General features: G+C 71.8%; 16 protein-coding genes. 5 read left to right on the top strand and 11 right to left on the bottom strand.

Going from position 1 to position 17,118, the window contains the following annotated elements; genetic code table 11:
- Nucleotides 1-194: 194 nt before the first annotated feature.
- The 3 genes from rdgB to murI all read right to left on the bottom strand — a co-directional run bounded on the left by rdgB (nt 195) and on the right by murI (nt 2,429).
- A complete protein-coding gene (rdgB, locus tag LEL83_RS01465) occupies nt 195-788 on the bottom strand; it encodes an RdgB/HAM1 family non-canonical purine NTP pyrophosphatase (RefSeq protein WP_225557478.1) in 594 nt (197 codons plus the stop codon).
- Nucleotides 785-1,516: a ribonuclease PH gene (gene rph / locus LEL83_RS01460; protein WP_198657951.1), complete on the bottom strand. Its 732-nt coding sequence runs from the start codon at nt 1,514-1,516 to the stop codon at nt 785-787. Before rph ends, rdgB begins: the two co-directional genes overlap by 4 nt.
- A 73-nt stretch (nt 1,517-1,589) precedes the next feature.
- On the bottom strand, nt 1,590-2,429 hold the full coding sequence (murI, locus tag LEL83_RS01455) for a glutamate racemase (RefSeq protein WP_225557477.1): 840 nt from the start codon (nt 2,427-2,429) through the stop codon (nt 1,590-1,592).
- A gap of 605 nt (nt 2,430-3,034) precedes the next feature.
- Between murI and LEL83_RS01450 the strand changes: the two genes are divergently transcribed.
- Nucleotides 3,035-4,324: a nicotinate phosphoribosyltransferase gene (locus tag LEL83_RS01450; protein WP_225557476.1), complete on the top strand. Its 1,290-nt coding sequence runs from the start codon at nt 3,035-3,037 to the stop codon at nt 4,322-4,324.
- Between the two features lie 154 nt (nt 4,325-4,478).
- Here LEL83_RS01450 and LEL83_RS01445 read toward each other — a convergent pair whose 3' ends face one another.
- From LEL83_RS01445 to LEL83_RS01435, 3 genes are all read right to left on the bottom strand, one after another.
- The gene (locus LEL83_RS01445) at nt 4,479-4,739 is read right to left on the bottom strand and encodes a DUF3039 domain-containing protein (RefSeq protein ID WP_198657948.1); all 261 of its coding nucleotides are present in this window, start codon (nt 4,737-4,739) and stop codon (nt 4,479-4,481) included.
- Nucleotides 4,740-4,812: 73 nt separating this feature from the next.
- On the bottom strand, nt 4,813-6,384 hold the full coding sequence (locus LEL83_RS01440; RefSeq protein ID WP_225557475.1) for an ABC transporter permease: 1,572 nt from the start codon (nt 6,382-6,384) through the stop codon (nt 4,813-4,815).
- Entirely contained in the window at nt 6,360-7,604 is a 1,245-nt protein-coding gene (locus LEL83_RS01435) for an ABC transporter ATP-binding protein (protein WP_225557474.1), read from the bottom strand. Before LEL83_RS01435 ends, LEL83_RS01440 begins: the two co-directional genes overlap by 25 nt.
- 286 nt (nt 7,605-7,890) lie before the next feature.
- On the opposite strand from LEL83_RS01435, the gene LEL83_RS01430 reads away from it, so the two are divergent.
- The 4 genes from LEL83_RS01430 to LEL83_RS01415 all read left to right on the top strand — a co-directional run bounded on the left by LEL83_RS01430 (nt 7,891) and on the right by LEL83_RS01415 (nt 10,643).
- The gene (locus LEL83_RS01430; protein ID WP_198657946.1) at nt 7,891-8,586 is read left to right on the top strand and encodes a phosphocholine cytidylyltransferase family protein; all 696 of its coding nucleotides are present in this window, start codon (nt 7,891-7,893) and stop codon (nt 8,584-8,586) included.
- A gap of 43 nt (nt 8,587-8,629) precedes the next feature.
- The gene (locus LEL83_RS01425) at nt 8,630-9,454 is read left to right on the top strand and encodes an ABC transporter permease (protein WP_198657945.1); all 825 of its coding nucleotides are present in this window, start codon (nt 8,630-8,632) and stop codon (nt 9,452-9,454) included.
- Nucleotides 9,454-10,224 carry an ABC transporter ATP-binding protein gene (locus LEL83_RS01420; RefSeq protein ID WP_198657944.1) on the top strand — a complete coding sequence of 257 codons (771 nt, stop codon included), beginning with the start codon at nt 9,454-9,456 and terminating at the stop codon, nt 10,222-10,224. The genes LEL83_RS01425 and LEL83_RS01420 overlap by 1 nt, the downstream gene beginning before the upstream one ends.
- Before the next feature lie 116 nt (nt 10,225-10,340).
- Nucleotides 10,341-10,643 (top strand): hypothetical protein, encoded by a 303-nt coding sequence (locus LEL83_RS01415; RefSeq protein ID WP_198657943.1) that lies wholly within the window; start codon nt 10,341-10,343, stop codon nt 10,641-10,643.
- A gap of 74 nt (nt 10,644-10,717) precedes the next feature.
- On the opposite strand, the gene LEL83_RS01410 is transcribed toward LEL83_RS01415, so the two are convergent.
- The 5 genes from LEL83_RS01410 to LEL83_RS01390 form a co-directional block, all read right to left on the bottom strand.
- On the bottom strand, nt 10,718-11,950 hold the full coding sequence (locus LEL83_RS01410) for a CDP-glycerol glycerophosphotransferase family protein (RefSeq protein WP_225557473.1): 1,233 nt from the start codon (nt 11,948-11,950) through the stop codon (nt 10,718-10,720).
- A gap of 42 nt (nt 11,951-11,992) precedes the next feature.
- Entirely contained in the window at nt 11,993-12,868 is an 876-nt protein-coding gene (locus LEL83_RS01405; RefSeq protein ID WP_225557505.1) for a glycosyltransferase family 2 protein, read from the bottom strand.
- Nucleotides 12,869-12,918: 50 nt separating this feature from the next.
- Nucleotides 12,919-13,740, bottom strand: coding sequence for a CDP-alcohol phosphatidyltransferase family protein (locus tag LEL83_RS01400; protein ID WP_225557472.1), 822 nt, complete (start codon nt 13,738-13,740; stop codon nt 12,919-12,921).
- Between the two features lie 4 nt (nt 13,741-13,744).
- Nucleotides 13,745-14,788: a glycosyltransferase family 2 protein gene (locus LEL83_RS01395; RefSeq protein ID WP_225557471.1), complete on the bottom strand. Its 1,044-nt coding sequence runs from the start codon at nt 14,786-14,788 to the stop codon at nt 13,745-13,747.
- A 181-nt stretch (nt 14,789-14,969) separates the two neighbouring features.
- Entirely contained in the window at nt 14,970-17,000 is a 2,031-nt protein-coding gene (locus LEL83_RS01390; RefSeq protein ID WP_225557470.1) for a S1C family serine protease, read from the bottom strand.
- Nucleotides 17,001-17,118: the final 118 nt, after the last annotated feature.

Below are 17,118 nucleotides of genomic sequence, written 5' to 3'. Positions count from 1 at the left end.
CGCGGGCGCTGCCGCAGCCCGCGCGCCCTGCGCCCGCGCGCCCCACGCCCTACGCCGCGCGCCCCGCGCCCGCGCGCCCTGCGCACAACCGAAGCCGCCCCGAACCACGGAACCGCGTGGTTCGGGACGACTTCGGTTGTGCGGAGCGGAAACGCACCGGCACGCACGCGCACGAGCGCGCAGCGCGCAGCGCGTCAGACGCCGAAGTGCTCCCGCACGATCGGCGCGATTCCCCGGAACGCCTTGCTGCGGTGCGACAGCGCGTTCTTCTCGGCCCGCGTCAGCTCCGCCGAGGTGCGGTCCGCGTCGTCCGGCCGGAACACCGGGTCGTAGCCGTGCCCGCCGTCGCCGATCGGCTCGGTGGTGACCTCGCCGTTCCACACGGCCTCGACCACGCGCTCCTCGCCCTCGGGCGTCACGAACGCGGCCGCGCACACGAAGGCGGCGGTGCGCTCGACGACGCCCTCCAGGTTCTGCAGCAGCAGCGCGATGTTGTCGGCGTCCGACCGCGTGCCCGCGTACCGGGCCGAGTGGATGCCCGGCGCACCGCCCAGCGCGTCGACCGCGATCCCGGAGTCGTCGGCGAGCGCCGGCAGCCCCGTGTGCGCGACCGCGGCGCGGGCCTTGATGAGGGCGTTCGCCGCGTAGCTGTCGCCGTCCTCGACCGGCTCGGGGCCGTCGTAGCCGACCAGCTCGACGCCGTCGCCGAGCGCGGTGCCGAGGATCTCGCGGAGCTCGACGACCTTGCCCTGGTTGTGGGTCGCCAGCACGACCGAGCGGGAGGTCACGCGAGCCCCAGCACGGACCGCTGGATCGCGGCGAGCGACTGGTTGCCCGCCAGACCGAGGTCGAGCAGCACGTTCAGCTCGTCGCGGTCGAAGGGTGCGTGCTCGGCGGTGCCCTGCACCTCGATGAACTTGCCCGAGCCCGTGGTGACGATGTTCATGTCGGTGTCGGCCGCGGAGTCCTCGGTGTAGGCCAGGTCGAGCATCGGCTCCCCCTTGACGATCCCGACCGAGATCGCCTGCACGCTGTCGGTGAGCGGGGTGGCCTTCTTGCCGATGAAGCCCTTGTCCCGGCCCCACTCGATCGCGTCGGCCATCGCGACGTACGCACCGGTGATCGATGCGGTGCGGGTGCCGCCGTCGGCCTGCAGCACGTCGCAGTCGATGACCAGGGTGTTCTCCCCGAGCGCCTTCGTGTCGACGACGGCACGGAGCGAGCGCCCGATCAGGCGGGAGATCTCGTGCGTCCGGCCGCCGACCTTGCCCTTGATGGACTCGCGCTGCATGCGCTCGTTCGTCGAGCGGGGCAGCATCGAGTACTCGGCGGTCACCCAGCCGGTGCCCTTGCCGGCGAGCCAGCGCGGGACGCCGTTCGTGAAGCTCGCGGTGCAGAGCACCTTGGTGTTGCCGAACGAGATGAGCGCGCTGCCCTCGGCCTGCGTGCTCCACCCCCGCTCGATGGTGACGGGGCGGTGGTCGGTGGCGGTGCGGCCGTCGATGCGGGTGGTCATGGTGTCCTTTCGGTCCGGCCTGGAGGCTCGGTGCGGGTCGTACGGTCGGCTGCGGTCGTGCTGGTGGTCCGGTTCAGGACCCGGTGCGCGGGAGCGTGATCGCGCCGGTCTGCAGGTGGCCGACACTCGACACCTCGGGTCCGAGGAAGCGCCGGGCGAGCCGGATGAAGCCGTTCTTGTCGTCGCCCGTCGCCTCGAACGAGTACGTCGGGGCGGTGGTCGTGGTGCGCTCGAGTCCGTGCTCGACGAGTCGACGGTAGACGTCGTTCGCGGTCTCCTCGGCGCTCGAGACGAGCGTGACCTCGGGCCCCATCACGAACTGGATCGCAGCGGACATGAGCGGGTAGTGCGTGCAGCCGAGCACGAGGGTGTCGACGTCGGCGGCACGGATGGGGTCGAGGTAGCCGGCCGCGACCTCGCGCAGGGACGGTGAGGAGGTGTCCCCCGCCTCCACGAACTCGACGAACCGGGGGCACGCGGCCGTGGTCAGCGTGACGTCGGCGGCGACCGCGAAGGCGTCCTCGTAGGCGCGCGACGCGATGGTGCCGACGGTCCCGATGACGCCGACGCGACCGGTCCTGGTCTGCTTGACGGCGGCGCGCGCGGCGGGCTGGATGACCTCGACGACGGGGATGCCGTACGCCTGCTCGTACCGTTCACGGGCGTCGCGGAGGACCGCCGACGATGCGGTGTTGCAGGCGATCACCAGGGCCTTGACACCCTGCTCGACCAGGTCGTCCATGACCTCGAGCGCGTAGCGGCGGACGTCCGCGATGGGCTTCGGGCCGTACGGCGAGTGCACGGTGTCCCCGACGTACCGGATGCTCTCGCGCGGCAGCTGGTCGATGATGGCGCGGGCCACGGTGAGCCCGCCGACCCCGCTGTCGAAGACTCCGATCGGTGCATCCGTCACCGGTCCAGCGTACCGACGCCCGCTCACGGCGGCGTCACCCGTGCGTCTGCTCACCTACCCGCCGAGTTCCCGAGCGGGCGGAATCCGCAGCGCCCGCACGAGGCAATGCGCTGATTCCGCCCGCTCGCCGCACAGGCCCTCCCCGATCTCCGCCGCCCACCCGCGAGCGGGCGGAAGGCGCGGCTCACCGCTCGAGCACTCCGAATCCGCCCGCTCGCCGACCGAGCACGCTGCCGCCCGGCCACCGCCACCGCGAACGGGCGAAACCCGTGCGGCACACCGCTCGGGCACTCCCGAATCCGCCCGCTCGCCGACCGAGCACGCTGCCGCCCGGCCACCGCCACCGCGAACGGGCGAAACCCGTGCGGCACACCGCTCGGGCACTCCCGAATCCGCCCGCTCGCCGAACGAGCACGCTGCCGCCCGGCCCCCCTTCCGCGAACGGGCGGATTCCGCGCGGCACATCGCTCGAGCACCCCCGATTCCGCCCGCTCGCGCCCTCGCGCTCGCGCCCACCGGCCCAGGACCACCCGCCTACCGGCGCCGGCAAGGACCTCAACCGCGATCCGTGCCTCCCGGCCCGCCGCGACAGTAGTGTCGGAGAGGTGACCACCGCGCTCCTCACCGACCAGTACGAACTCACCATGGTCGACGCCGCCCTCAAGGACGGGACCGCCGACCGCCGATGCGTCTTCGAGGTGTTCGCCCGACGACTCCCGGACGGCCGCCGCTACGGCGTCGCGGCCGGACTCGGTCGGTTCCTCACCGCCCTCGCCGACTTCCGCTTCGGCGACGAGGAGATCGGGTTCCTGCGCGACCGCGGGGTCATCGACGCCGGCACCGCATCCTGGCTCGCCGACTACCGGTTCAGCGGCGACATCCGCGCCTACCGCGAGGGTGAGGTCTACTTCCCGAACTCCCCCATCCTGCAGATCGAGGGCACCTTCGCCGAGGCCGTCGTGCTCGAGACCCTGGCGCTCAGCATCTTCAACGCCGACAGCGCCATCGCGAGCGCCGCCGCCCGCATGGCGTCCGCTGCCGACGGCCGCCCCCTGGCCGAGATGGGCTCCCGCCGCACCGGTGAGTGGAACGCCGTCGCCGCCGCCCGTGCCGCGTACATCGCCGGGTTCCGGGCGACGAGCAACCTCGAGGCCGGACGCACCTGGGGCATCCCGACCATGGGCACGGCGGCGCACGCCTTCACGCTGCTGCACGACTCCGAGGAGCAGGCGTTCCGGTCGCAGCTCGACGCACTCGGCGACGGCACGACGCTGCTGGTCGACACCTACGACATCGAGGCCGCGGTGGAGACCGCCGTCCGGCTGACGGACGGCAAGCTCGGCGGGGTCCGGATCGACAGCGGCGACCTGCCGTCGGTGGTCGCCGCGGTCCGGGCGCAGCTCGACCGACTGGGCGCGACGGGGACGAAGATCACGGTCACGAACGACCTCGACGAGTACACGATCGCCGCGCTCCGAGCAGCCCCGGTCGACTCGTACGGCGTCGGCACCTCGGTCGTCTCGGGATCCGGGCACCCGGCCGCCGGCATGGTCTTCAAGCTCGTCGCGCACCGGGACGCGGACGGCGGCGACTGGGTCCCCGTCGCCAAGAAGTCGGCCGACAAGGCGTCGATCGGCGGCCGGAAAGAGGCCGGCAGACGACTCCGCAACGGCGTCGCGACCGCCGAGATCGTGCTCACGGGCGCCCAGGTCGGCCCCGACGAGCGCCCCCTGCTGGTCCCCGTCGTCACCGACGGCGAGGTCGACCCGGCGTTCCTCGGCACGGCGGGCGTCGAGGCCGCTCGGGCACACCACCAGCGGGCGAAGGCGGAGCTGCCCGCCGACGCGTCACGCATCGGGCGCGGCGACCCCGCCATCCCCACCCTGGTCATCTAGGGCAGGTGGCGCGGCCACGACGCGTGGCCCCGTCGTGAGCAGCAATGGTCGGGTCCGTGTGACGGACCCGACCATTCCTGCTCACGAAGCCACAGACGGACGGGAGGCCCGTGGCGGCGCCGCCACGGGCCTCCCGTCCGTCTGCTGGTCGCGCCTACTCGGCCTTCATCTTCTCGTAGATGGCCTTGCAGTCCGGGCAGACCGGGAACTTCTCCGGGTCGCGACCCGGGATCCACTTCTTGCCGCACAGGGCCTTGACCGGCTTGCCGGACAGGGCCGACTGCAGGATCTTGTCCTTCTTGACGTAGTGCGAGAACCGCTCGTGGTCGCCGGGCTCGACCCCCTCGTCCTCGAGGAGCTTCTCGAGCTCCCGGTCCATCACGTCGAGGCCGCCGCCGGGTTCCGTCATGCTCATGCACCCAGGGTACGACGCTCCGCGACCGGGCGCGCGGGATACCGTGCGCCCGGAGCGGACCTCGGGATCGCGGTCAGTTGCGCTGGGCCGCCGCGAGCAGGTCGGGACCGCGCCGGTCGAACAGCCGGCCGCCGGCGAAGACGCCGACCACCAGCACGACCAGGCCGATGCCGACTCCGACGACGATCGTCAGCACCGACCACGGCTCCGGACCACGTGCGAGGGCCAGGACGCCGAGCCAGACCGCGGGGACCGTGCAGAGCACGATGCCGATGACCATGACCGTCTGCGCGAACGTCGCCGTGACACCGGCGGCCTGCGGCTGCTGGAACGGGTGGTCGCCGGGGCGGACGGTCGGGTACGGCAGCAGGACCGAGACGACACTCGACAGCCCGAGGCCGGACAGCAGTGCGCCCGCACTCACCCCGATGAGCACCGGGAACGCCGTCCAGTCACCGAACAGCCGTGCGGAAAGCGCGGCCCCGGCCACGATCGCCGGGATCCCGACGACGAGCACGGGGACGACGCGGCCGAGGCGGTCGCTCCACCCCGGGGCGCCGGACGCGACGTGCAGCCAGACCGCGGTGTTGTCGTAGGAGACGTCGTTGTGGGGCAGGAACCCGGCGATGAGCGCCATGAGCGGCAGCGGCACCAGGGCCGTCCACTGCCACGGCACCCCGGCGACGCCGAGCGGCAGGACGACGAGCGGCACGAACAGGATGATGAGGTACGAGGTCCGGTACCGCGGGTCGCGCAGCCAGTAGGTCAGGGCGCGGGCGGCCACGGCGGACACCGGCGCGGACCCGAAGCGGTCGAACCACCCCAGGCCCTGGTAGCGGCGCGTCCGGGCACGGTCGTCGACGGTCTCGAGCGCCCGACCGACCAGTGCCCACCAGGCCCAGGCGAGCAGCGCGACGACCACGAGTGCGACGAGCAACTTGAGCACGCCGGCGCCGGGGTCGCCGCTCGCGACCTCGGCCGGCACGGCCCACGCGGCACCCCACGGGGTCCATCCGGCGACGTCAGCGACGCGCTGCATCTCGGCGCCCTCCGGGTCGATCCAGTCGACGCGGAGCAGGAGCGACACCGCCGGGACCGACAGCGCCAGGATCACGAGGGCGACGAGCCACCCGGCGTCGCGCGACCGGTCGGGACCGATCAGCCGCGAGCCGACGGTGCAGCAGACCCGCACCAGGAGCGCGCAGGTCACGACCGCGAGGACACCGCCGAGCACGGCGAGGACGACCAGTCCGGGGCCACGCGACCAGGCGACGACCTGGGCGACGGCGATGATCGCGACACCCAGTACCGGCACACCGACGAGCCCGGCGACGACGAGGCCGACCGCGAGCCGACGCCGTTCGATGCCGAAGACGGTGAACCGGCGGGGGTCGAGCTGGTCGCTCCGCCCGACCACGAGCGGCACGACCGTGAAGCCGAACGCGACGAGGGCACCGACGGGCACCACCACCGCACGCACCACGTCGGGGTCGGCGGAGCGGAGCGCCACGGTCTGGGTGGCCACGAAGACGGCGGCGAGGAGTCCGACGAGGCTGCCGAGCACGACCGCCACGGACCGACGTGCGGTGCCGCGGACGTCGCCCGCGAGCAGGTCGGCCCTCAGCCGGAGAAGCTGTGCAACCATTCCATGCTCTCTGCCACGACGCGACCGCCCGCGAGCTCGACGAACTTGTCCTCGAGGCTCTTGCGCCCACGCACCTGCGCCATGGTCCCCGAGGCGAGGACCTTGCCGCCGACGATGATCGCCACCGAGTCGCAGGTGCGCTGCACGAGCTCCATCGAGTGGCTGGAGAGCACCACGGTGCCGCCGCCGCGCGTGTACCGGCGGAGGATGTCGGTGATCGTCGCCGCGCTGACCGGGTCGACGGACTCGAACGGTTCGTCGAGCACCAGGACCCGCGGCGAGTGGATGAGCGTCGCCGCGAGGGCGATCTTCTTCGCCATGCCGACCGAGTAGTCGGCGACCTGACGGCCGAGGGCCTCGCCCAGGCCGAACGCCTCGGCGAGGTCGGCGCTGCGCGCACGCGCGGTCGCACCGTCGAGGCCGCGCAGCGTGGCCGAGTAGTAGAGCAGCTGGGCACCGGTGAGCCGGTCGAACAGCCGGAGCCGGTCGGGCAGCACGCCGAGGCTGCGCTTCGCGGCGGTCGGGTCGGCCCAGACGTCGTGGTCGAGCACGGTCACCGATCCGGCGTCCGGGCGGAGCAGGCCCGTGATCATCGACAGGGTGGTCGTCTTGCCGGCGCCGTTCGGACCGACGACGCCGAAGATCGAGCCCTGACGGATCTCGAGGTCGACCTCGTCGACCGCCAGCGTCTGGCCGTAGCGCTTCACGAGACCGGTCGCCTCGAGCACGACCGGCTGCAGCTTCTGCGGCTGCTTCGGGGTGGCGGTGCGTGGCGCACGCTTCTTCGCGGTCGGCGCGGCGTCGGTACCGGTCGCGACGCCGGCGCCCGTCGCGACGCCGTCGGTGCTGCCGGGAGGCTCGGTGTCGGTCGACGGAGCGGGCTTCGTCGGGCGCTTGGTGCGTCCCTTGCCCGTCCGCGGCTTCGCAGGGCGCGCTGCGGTCGTCGTCGCGGCCGCCGCGGCGGCCGCGCTCGTCGCTGCGGCCGACCCCCCGTCGGTGCCGCCCTCGGTCGTCGTCGTCTCGTCGGCGCCGATGACCGTCGTGTCGTCGGTCATCGCGTCACCCGCGGAGGCGTCGTCCGCATCCGTGTCCCCCATGTCGTCGTCTGCCGCGTCGTCCTCCGCGGCGGCGGCGTCCGCCTCGTCGGCGTCACTCGCTTCGGTCATCCATGCGGCGTCGGTCGTGGCGTACACGTCCTCGTTCTCTGCCCTGGATGCCATCGCCCCACCGTACCAACGCTGTCCACCCGGCGGGGAACGGCCTCCCCAGTGTCACGAATTGAGTACGAAGCACGCAGACCCGTACCCCGAACGGCCCTGTTTCCGTATCATTCACCAGGGCACGAAGGAGTGTTCACCACTTGGAAACCTGCCCCCCGCGGGTGCTCCGGGAGCCCCACGATCCTTGACGGGATGGCTTCTCGGGCAACTCGGACGTTGGGAGAGCAGACTCGACGAGGCCCGCCCGTGCCCCAGGGCGCGCGGGCGGACACCGGAAGGGACCAGCATGACCACGCAGATCGTGATCCTCGCAGCGGGGATGGGCAGCCGCCTCGGGCGCAGCCTGCCGAAGCCGCTCACGGAGCTCAGCGACGGCCGCACCATCATGCAGCAGCAGTTCGACAACATCCGCGCCGCGTTCGGTTCGAGCGCCCGCGTGACGATCGTCGTCGGCTACAAGTCGGAGCACATCGTCGAGGCCTTCCCCGAGGCGAACTTCGTCTACAACGAGTCCTACGACTCCACCAACACCTCGAAGAGCCTGCTGCGCGCCCTCAAGGCGACCGGCAAGGGCGGGGTCCTCTGGATGAACGGCGACGTGGTCTTCGACCCGATGGCGCTCGTCCGTGCGGCCGACATGATCGACGAGGGCCGCTCCTTCGTCAGCGTCAACACCGACAAGGTCTCCGACGAAGAGGTCAAGTACACGGTCGACGCCGAGGGCTTCATCCACAAGCTGTCGAAGCGGGTCGAGGGTGGTCTCGGCGAGGCCGTGGGCATCAACTACGTCTCCGCCGCCGACAAGCAGGCGCTGATCCGTCAGCTCGGCCGCGTCGACGACCAGGAGTACTTCGAGGGCGGCATCGAGGCTGCCATCGCCGAGGACGGGCTACGCTGGACGCCGATCGACATCTCCGACCTGTACGCGGTCGAGATCGACTTCGCCGAGGACCTCGAGCGCGCGAACAACCTGTTCGCCTGACCTGCCTCAGGACCCCCTCGGCGGTTCCGCCCGAAGGGAAACCGTGACCACAGCGAGTGCGCCGACCGCGCCCGCGGCTGCCGCACCCGCGACGCCTCGGAGCGCCGGTCGGCGCTACCGTCAGGCGCTCTGGCTGCTGACGGTGCGCGACCTGCGGGTCCGCTACTCGACCTCCGCGCTCGGCTACGTCTGGTCGATCCTCGACCCACTCGTGATGTCGGGCATCTACTGGTTCGTCTTCACGCAGGTGTTCCACCGCGGCTCGGTCGGCGAGGACCCGTACATCGTGTTCCTGCTGGCGGCCCTGCTCCCCTGGATGTGGTTCACCGGCGGCGTCTCCGACTCCACACGGGCGTTCATCAAGGAGTCGAAGCTCATCCGCTCGACCACGATCCCCCGCACCATCTGGGTGGCGCGGATCGACGCGTCGAAGGGCATCGAGTTCCTGCTGAGCCTGCCGGTGCTGGCCGCGTTCGCGATCGCGACCGGTGCCCACCTGCACTGGCAGGTCGTGTTCTTCCCGTTGGCGATCGTGCTGCAGTGCGCGCTCGTCTACGGCCTGGGCCTCATCGTCGCCCCGCTCGTCGTCTTCTTCCGTGACCTCGAGCGCGCCACGAAGCTCGTGCTGCGGTTCCTGTTCTACGCCTCCCCCATCGTCTACGGCACGCACGCGCTGCCCGCCGCGCTGCGGGACATCGCGGCCGTCAACCCGCTCACCGGCATCTTCGGCCTGTACCGGGCGGCGTTCTTCCCGTCGCAGCTCGACTGGTTCGAGGTCGGTGCCGCGGTGGTCGTCACCGGGGTCGTCCTGGTGGTCGGGTTCACCGTGTTCCGGCGGAGCGAGCACCGCGTGCTGAAGGAGCTGTGATGACCGCGACGGACCAGACCCGACGCACCGAGACCGCCGCACCGGTCATCTCCGTGCGCGACGCCGGCATCTGCTTCAAGCGCAACCGGCGAGCGAGCCGCAGCTTCAAGGACCTGTTCGCCGGCAAGCGCCGTCGCCGCCCCACGGACGAGTTCTGGGCGCTGCGGAACGTGTCGTTCGACGTCCGCCCGGGCGAGGCGATCGGTGTCGTCGGGCGCAACGGGCAGGGCAAGTCCACCCTGCTGAAACTCGTGGCGCAGGTGATGCTGCCGGACGAGGGCCGGATCGACGTCGGCGCCGGGGTCGCACCCCTGATCGAGATCACCGGCGGTTTCGTCGGCGACCTGACGGTCCGCGACAACGTGTACCTGACCGCCGGCCTGCACGGCATGTCGCGCGCAGAGATCCGTGATGCCTTCGACGAGATCATCGCGTTCGCCGAGATCGCGGACTTCGTCGACACCCCCTACAAGCACCTGTCGAGCGGCATGAAGGTCCGGATCGCGTTCGCGGTGATCTCCCGCCTCGACGAGCCGGTCATCCTGGTCGACGAGGTCCTGGCCGTCGGCGACAAGGCCTTCCGCGAGAAGTGCTACAAGCGCATCGAGGAACTCCTGGCCGGCGGGCGGACCCTGTTCTTCGTGTCGCACAGCGACAAGGACCTGCGGCGCTTCTGCGACCGAGGCCTGTACCTCGACAAGGGCCGGCTGCAGCTCGACGACACGATCGAGGCCGCACTGGCCCGGTACGCCGCCGACTACGGCGCCTGACGGGTCGGGGTACTCCCCTCCACGATCACCGGCGGCCGGTGCGCCCTCCACAGCCCCGGTCTCCTCCGGTCCGCACCGGGTCCCCGCCGTCGGACCCTCCCCCTAGCGTTCCGTGCATGCACCGCCCAGCAGCCGCGTACGCCGTCCCCTTCGCCGTCGACCGATCGAACGCACCGCATCGGTACGACATCGTCAACACCGGTCCGGAGCCCGTCGACGGTCTGGTCCTCACCCACCTCGGCACGGGCTACTCGCCACCGCTCGCGGTCCGGCGGCTCGAGCCCGGTCGCTCGCTGTCCGTCGCCGTCTTCGGCGCCTCGCCGGAGGACACCGGCGTCGTGATCGTCCGCTGGCGCCGCCCGGACCGCTCCGAGTACCTCTGGCGGATGTCGCTCGCCGGCACGGGGGTCCGGGCCTGATGCCGGCACGACTCTCGTGCCGAGCCCGTGACCGGGCAGGTGGCCGGGCCGAGCCGGTCTGGTGCGCCTGCGGTTCAGCGCTCCCCGCGCTCGGCCGCCACCGTGCGCCAGCGCTCGAGCAGCCACTCGATCGCCTCGTGGAACCGCTCCGTGGCCGCTCCGGGCGTGGTGTCGCCGAAGTACCGACGTACCCAGTGCTGCAGTCGTGCGAGCTCCGCGGCGTCCCCGGCCGCAGCGTCGATGCGCTCCAGCACCTCCGGGGCGTCGGCGGCCGTCAGCCAGTTCGCATCGCTCAGGTAGCCACGCTCGTCGACATCGGCGTCGGGCGACACCGGGCGGGTGACGATGAGCGGCTTGCCCACCGCCAGTCGGTCGTAGATCATCGCGCTGATGTCCGTGATCGCCACGTCGGCGTCGGCGAGCTGCCACCCGAGCGCACCGCCGTCGTCGTACAGGTGGTGCGCCGCCGGGTCGGCGGCGTTCGCCGCGGTGATGGCGGCGAGGATGCGCTCGTGCGCCGCACGGTACGCCGGGTCCAGCACGCCGCTGCGCGGGTGCGGGCGGTACACCAGGCGGTGCCGGGGCGAGGCCAGTACCTGCTCGGCGATGGTCGTGCCGTGCGAGGCGATCGACCCGTAGGCGGCGGCCGCTCGGTCGCCCTCCCACGTCGGCGCGTAGAGCACCACGGTCCGCTCGTCGGCCGGGTACGGCGCGTCCCCGGCGAAGTGGTCGGCCTGCGGACGGCCGATCGCGATGGTGCGCGTGTCCAGGTCGTAGTCCCACAGTGCCTCGGCCAGTCGGTCGCGAGCGGCGTCGCCGGCGATGAGCGCGTAGTCGTACGCCTTGAACTGGTTCGTGGTCATGTACATCTTGTCGCTCTCGCCGTGGTTGACGAAGACGTGCCACATGCGCCCGTACCGCATCATCTGGAAGTTGCGGGCGTTCTGGTTGACGTACAGCACCACCTTGGGTGCGTGGCCCTCGACGAACTGCTCGAGGTCGACCACCTGCCGCGCGTACACCACCGGCACCGGCGACTCGTCGAGCAGCGTGAGCATGGTGCCCGGGCTGCGCGACACGATCGCCACGGGGTGCGTCTTCGCCAGCTCGGCGAGCGGTGCGTACCACTGGCGGACCTGGTACATGTTGACCGGGCCGTCGGCGAAGTAGACCGCGATCTCGATCGAGCCCGGTTCGGGCTTCGGCGCCGAGGGCAGCCGCTGGGCCAGTCGCCGTCGGCTGCGTCGCGAGGACAGCAGGCGCTCGGCGAGCCGCAGTGCGGCACGCACGTCGCTGGTGATCGGCATGGTCGTCCTCCCGGTCTGCTGTGGCGGTCTGGTGCGCGCGGGTCAGACGACCGGCGGCCGTCCGGCGATGGTCATCCGGGCGACCGTCAGCCAGCCCATCGGCCGGACCGGACCGCAGTCCGCCGTCCAGCCCTCGCGGATCCCACCGAACCACGTCGCGAGGCGTCGCGGGTGCCGCCACCACCGGGCGACCTGGATCGCGGCCCACGACCCGACGTACAGCGGGCGGAGCACCGACGGCAGGTTGCGGCGCGCGAGCCAGACCCGGTTGCGGGCGTTCAGGCGCACGTACTCCGCGTGCCGTGCCGGGTCGATGGCGGGGTGGTGGGCCACGAGGTCGCCCGCGTACCAGGCACGACGACCGGCGTCCCACACGCGCCAGGCGAGCTCGATGCCCTCGTGGGCGTAGAAGTACGGCGCACCCCACCCGCCGACGGCGCGGTAGACGTCCATCGGCAGCACGACGGCGCCCTCCCACACCGAGAACACCGGCGACGAGTGGTCGGGCTCGCCCTTGCGGATGCGTGGCACCCACCGGCGCGGGTTGGCCGCTCCCGACGGGTCGACCACCCGGGGCTGGACGAGACCGAGGGACGGGTCGCGCTCGAACAGGGCGACGGCGTCGCGCAGGAAGGTGTCGGACGGCACCGACGCGTCGTCGTCGAGGAAGAAGACGTAGTCGCCCTCCACCACCTCGGCGCCGGCGTTGCGCCCGGCCGGGATCCCGACGTTCTCCGGCAGCGCCAGCGTCCGGACACCGTCGGGCAGCCCGGACGGCTCCCAGCCGTTGCCGACGCAGACCACGTCGAGGTCGACCCCCTGCTGGGCGAGCACGCTGTCCAGGCCGCGACGCAGGTCGTCCGGTCGGTTGCCCTGGGACAGGCTCACGACGGCGATGCGCGGACGCTCGTGGTGCACGACGGCGTGCCGCCTGACCGTGGCCGGGCGCGGAGTCGGACGGTCGGCGGTCACGCCTTGACCCGCTTCGAGGCGAGGATCGCCAGGAAGTGCCCGACCGTCGCCAGGACGGCGAGCGGGAGCAGCGCGCCCACCAGGATCCTGCTGGCCAGCGGGTCGCCGATCACCAGGGCGAGCAGTGCGAACACGAAGGCCAGCATGCTCAGCTCGACCGAGTGGTACAGGCGGTGGAACGGCAGGAACCGGGCCAGGCGGCGCAGCGAGGCGAGCTTGCGGCCGGACGGTGCGGTCGATGCATCGCGGCGGTCGACGAGCTGCGCGAGACCCGCGTTCGCGCGGGCCACGTGCACCATGTCGTTGAGCGCCTTGTTCAGCACGATGACCAGCCCGAGCGCGCAGCCGATCGTGGTCCACATCCAGTCGTCCCCGTGGATCGGCCAGGTGGCGGCGCGGATGCCGAGCGCGACCGGGATCAGCCCCTCGGTCGTGTAGTGCCCGACCTTGTCGAGGAACACCCCGGCCGGCGAGCGCGTGCCACGCCAGCGCGCGACCTCGCCGTCGGAGCAGTCCACCAGCATCTGCAGCTGGCCGAGCAGCAGCGCGAGGGCGGCGCCCCAGATGCCCGGGATGAGGAGGGCGGCGGCCACGCTCCACCCGACCAGGATCATCAGGCCGGTCACCTGGTTCGCGCTGACGCGGGTCTTCAGCAGCACCCAGGTCAGGTACGGCGACACGTCGCGCAGGTACAGCGAGGCCGTCCAGTGCTCGGCGTTGGCACGCGCACGGACCTCGTCGGGCTGGGCGACGGCCCGCAGCTCGGCGATCGAGGTCGGTCGTGCGGATCCGCGGCCGGTCGTGGTGTGGTCGGTCATGGGTTCACCGTCCCGTGTGGGTGGTCAGCTCGGAGGTGCGGGTGAGGAAACCGATGATGAAGCCGATCCCCCAGCCCACGTGGATGCACGGCAGCACGACGAGCAGCCAGAGGAAGGTGGGGACGCCGGACCGTCGCGCGACCACGACGGAACCGAGGACGACGAAGAGCAGGTAGACCACCGGCACCACGAAGCCGAGCACCGCCCAGGCGAGCGGGGTCCCGAGGACCGCGCCGACGATCCCGACGAGCCCCGCGACGATGCCCAGGGCCATCGCCGCGACCATCGCGGGCGGCACGAAGTAGCGCAGGCCGTTGTTCGCCGGGAAGCGGCGGGCCAGCTCGCCGCGCCACAGCCCGGTGGCGACGAACTGCCGGGCCAGGCGCTTCAGGCTCGGCCGGGGGCGGTAGGTGACGACGAGCTCGGGCGTGAACCAGACCGTGCCACCGGTCTGCCGCAGCCGCCGGTTGAGTTCCCAGTCCTGCCCGCGCTTGATCCCCTCGTCGAAGAGTCCGACGTCGAACAGGCGCTCACGGCGGAAGACGCCGAGGTACGCGGTCTCGGCCGGCCCCGCGGTCCCCCCGACGTGGTGCGGGGTGCCGCCGAGGCCGACCCGGCTGCCGTAGGCCAGGGCGACGGCCCGCTCGAACGGCGTGCGGCCCTCGGCCCGCATGATGCCCCCGACGTTGTCGGCGCCCGACTCCAGCAGGGTGCGCACGGCGATGCGCGTGTAGTCCGTCGGCAGGACCGAGTGGGCGTCCACGCGGATCACCACGGGGTGCACGGAAGCCCGGATCGCGACGTTGAGGCCGGCGGGCGTCGACCCGACCGGGTTGTCGATGGCTCGGATGCGGGGGTCGGCGGCGCTCATCTCGGCGACGAGTTCGTTCGTGCCGTCGATGGACGGCCCGAGGGCGAGGATGACCTCGAACGTCCCCGTGTAGTCCTGGTCGAGCAGACTCGCGACGGCGGCACGGACCTCGGTGACCTCGTTGAGCACGGGCATCACGTACGAGACGCCCGGCAGGGGCTGTCCGTCTGACTGCATGCGTACCTCGGGGTGCTGGCTGGCGGCACGGGACGCACCGGGGCGGTGCCGCCCCGCAGAGCGACCATGAGCCTATCAAGAGGCGGAACCGCGCACCTGCGCGGGTGGTACGCGACCCCGTGACGGACGGGAGGCCCGGCGCACGTCGTGCACCGGGCCTCCCGTCCGTCTGTTGTTCGCGTCAGCCCTTGCTGTCGAACGTCCCCAGCTTGACGTCCGCCTGACGGGACTGCCCGTCGCGGATGTAGCTGATGGTGGTCGAGGCGCCACCGGCGAAGTACCGGACCTGTGCGGTCAGGTCCGTCGCGTCCGCCACGGTGGCGGACCCGATCTTCGTGACGACGTCGCCCTTCTGCAGCCCGGCCTTCGCGGCCGCGCCGTTCGGCGAGACCGACTTGATGAGCGCACCGGTCTGCGTGGCGCGCGGGTCCTCCGAGGCGTCGCCGACGCTCGCGCCGAGCAGGCCGTGGGTCGCGGACCCGTTGTCCTTGATCTCGTTCGCCACGCGCTCGACCAGGTTCGACGGGATGGAGAAGCCGACGCCGATGCTGCCGGCAGCCGACTCCGACGACGAGGAGCTGCCGGCCGAGGCGATCGCCACGTTGATGCCGATGAGCTTGCCGTCGGCGTCGAGCAGCGCGCCGCCCGAGTTGCCCGGGTTGATGGACGCGTCGGTCTGGATGACCGGCAGCGAGACCGTCGTGTTCGCCGAGGAGCTGCTGCCGTTGTCGCCGTTGCCCCAGAAGTCGAAGGGTCCGGAGCCGCCGTTGCCGCCCTCGTTCGAGTCGCCGCCCTGGCTGGGGGCGCTCGACGTGACCTGGATGCTGCGGTTCAGGGTCGAGACGATGCCGTCGGTGACCGTGTTCGACAGACCGAGCGGCGCACCGATGGCGACCGCCGTGTCGCCGACGTTGAGCTTCGTCGAGTCGGCGAACTCGATCGGCTTGAGGTCGGTCGCGTCGATCTTGATCACCGCGAGGTCGACGGTGGGGTCGGTGCCGACGAGCTCGCCCTGGTAGATCTTGCCGTTCGAGGTCGTCACCGTGATCGAGCCGTTCGAGCTGTCGCCGTCGAGCGTCACCACGTGGGTGTTCGTGACGATGTAGCCGTCCTTGCTCATCACGACGCCGGAGCCCGTGCCTGCCTCGTTGCTCGAGGACACGTTGATGGTCACGACCGACGGCGTCGCCTGTGCGGCGACCGCGGTGACCACGGTCGCGGAGTCGTAGTCGTTGACGGTCAGGTTGCCGCCCTGGGACGACCCGGACGACACGACGGTCCCGCCGTCGTTCGCCGACGAGACGGCCCATCCGGCCCCGCCGCCCACCAGGCCGGAGACGACGACCGCCGCGATGATCGGCAGGAGGAGCTTGCCCCGGCCGGAACGGTCCTTGGTCGAGGACGGAGCAGCGGACGCGTCGCCGTCCTCGAAGTAGTGGCCGTTGTGCTGGTTCGCGCCGTCGACGTCGCCGAAGGCGCTCGTGGCCGACTGCGGTGCCTGGGCGGACGCCGATGCGTACTCGGACGACGAGGTCGGGGCCGCGGACGCCGAGCCGGGCTGTGCGTACTCGCCGTAGCGGGGGCGCTCACCGGCGGCGCGACCGTACTGGTCGGCCTGGCCCGGCTGGCCGTACTGGCTCTGCTGCCCGTACTGGCTCTGCTGCCCGTACTGTCCGGCCTGGCCGTAGTAGCCCTGCTGACCGTACTGGCCGTACTGGCTCTGCTGCCCGTACTGGCTCGCCTGTCCGTACTGGCTCGTCTGGTGCTGCTGGCCGTACTGGCTGTCCTGGCCGTACCCGGACTGGCCCTGCTGGCCGGACTGGCTGTGCTGGCCGGACTGGCCGTACTGGCTCTGCTGGCCGTACTGGCTCTGCTGCCCGTACTGGCTCTGCTGCCCGTACTGCCCTGACTGGCTGTGGTCGCCCTGCTGCCCGGAGCCGGCCGCGTCGGCGGACCCGCCGGAGACGGTCGGGTACGGGGAGGTGTAGCGGTCCGTCGGGTGGTCGTTCGACGACGGGATCACGTCGGTGTGGTCGGCCGACTCGGGGTCGGTGTGCCGCGGACGAGCGTGCTCGTCCGGCTGGTCGGAGTCGTTCTGCATCGACGGGGTCCCCTCCGTGGCCGCTGCTGCGGCGTCCTCGCTGGCGGCAGGCGATGCCGCGTCGTCGGGACGGCGGTCGTCGCCCTGCCCGTTGGGTGTGGTGTCGGTCATGCTGGACGTGCTCCTTTCAAGCTCGTGCAGTCTGTCGCAGGCACCTGAGCGGACCTTCTGGCGAGGCTGCGAGCCACCCCTGGCGATCTTATGCGTGCGCTGTGCACGGTGTCCGAGG

This window comes from Curtobacterium oceanosedimentum (genome assembly GCF_020297365.1).
Classification (GTDB): Bacteria; Actinomycetota; Actinomycetes; order Actinomycetales; family Microbacteriaceae; genus Curtobacterium.
The sequence above is the reverse complement of the archived record's forward strand: the minus strand, read 5'-3'. Positions and strand labels throughout refer to the sequence as shown.

Bases quoted from the DNA above. Each gene is read 5' to 3' on its own strand.
- rph (WP_198657951.1), bottom strand. From the start codon at position 1,516: ATGACCACCCGCATCGACGGCCGCACCGCCACCGACCACCGCCCCGTC.
- LEL83_RS01445 (WP_198657948.1), bottom strand. From the start codon at position 4,739: ATGAGCATGACGGAACCCGGCGGCGGCCTCGACGTGATGGACCGGGAG.
- LEL83_RS01440 (WP_225557475.1), bottom strand. From the start codon at position 6,384: ATGGTTGCACAGCTTCTCCGGCTGAGGGCCGACCTGCTCGCGGGCGAC.
- LEL83_RS01435 (WP_225557474.1), bottom strand. From the start codon at position 7,604: ATGGCATCCAGGGCAGAGAACGAGGACGTGTACGCCACGACCGACGCC.
- LEL83_RS01430 (WP_198657946.1), top strand. From the start codon at position 7,891: ATGACCACGCAGATCGTGATCCTCGCAGCGGGGATGGGCAGCCGCCTC.
- LEL83_RS01420 (WP_198657944.1), top strand. From the start codon at position 9,454: ATGACCGCGACGGACCAGACCCGACGCACCGAGACCGCCGCACCGGTC.
- LEL83_RS01415 (WP_198657943.1), top strand. From the start codon at position 10,341: ATGCACCGCCCAGCAGCCGCGTACGCCGTCCCCTTCGCCGTCGACCGA.
- LEL83_RS01410 (WP_225557473.1), bottom strand. From the start codon at position 11,950: ATGCCGATCACCAGCGACGTGCGTGCCGCACTGCGGCTCGCCGAGCGC.
- LEL83_RS01400 (WP_225557472.1), bottom strand. From the start codon at position 13,740: ATGACCGACCACACCACGACCGGCCGCGGATCCGCACGACCGACCTCG.
- LEL83_RS01395 (WP_225557471.1), bottom strand. From the start codon at position 14,788: ATGCAGTCAGACGGACAGCCCCTGCCGGGCGTCTCGTACGTGATGCCC.
- LEL83_RS01390 (WP_225557470.1), bottom strand. From the start codon at position 17,000: ATGACCGACACCACACCCAACGGGCAGGGCGACGACCGCCGTCCCGAC.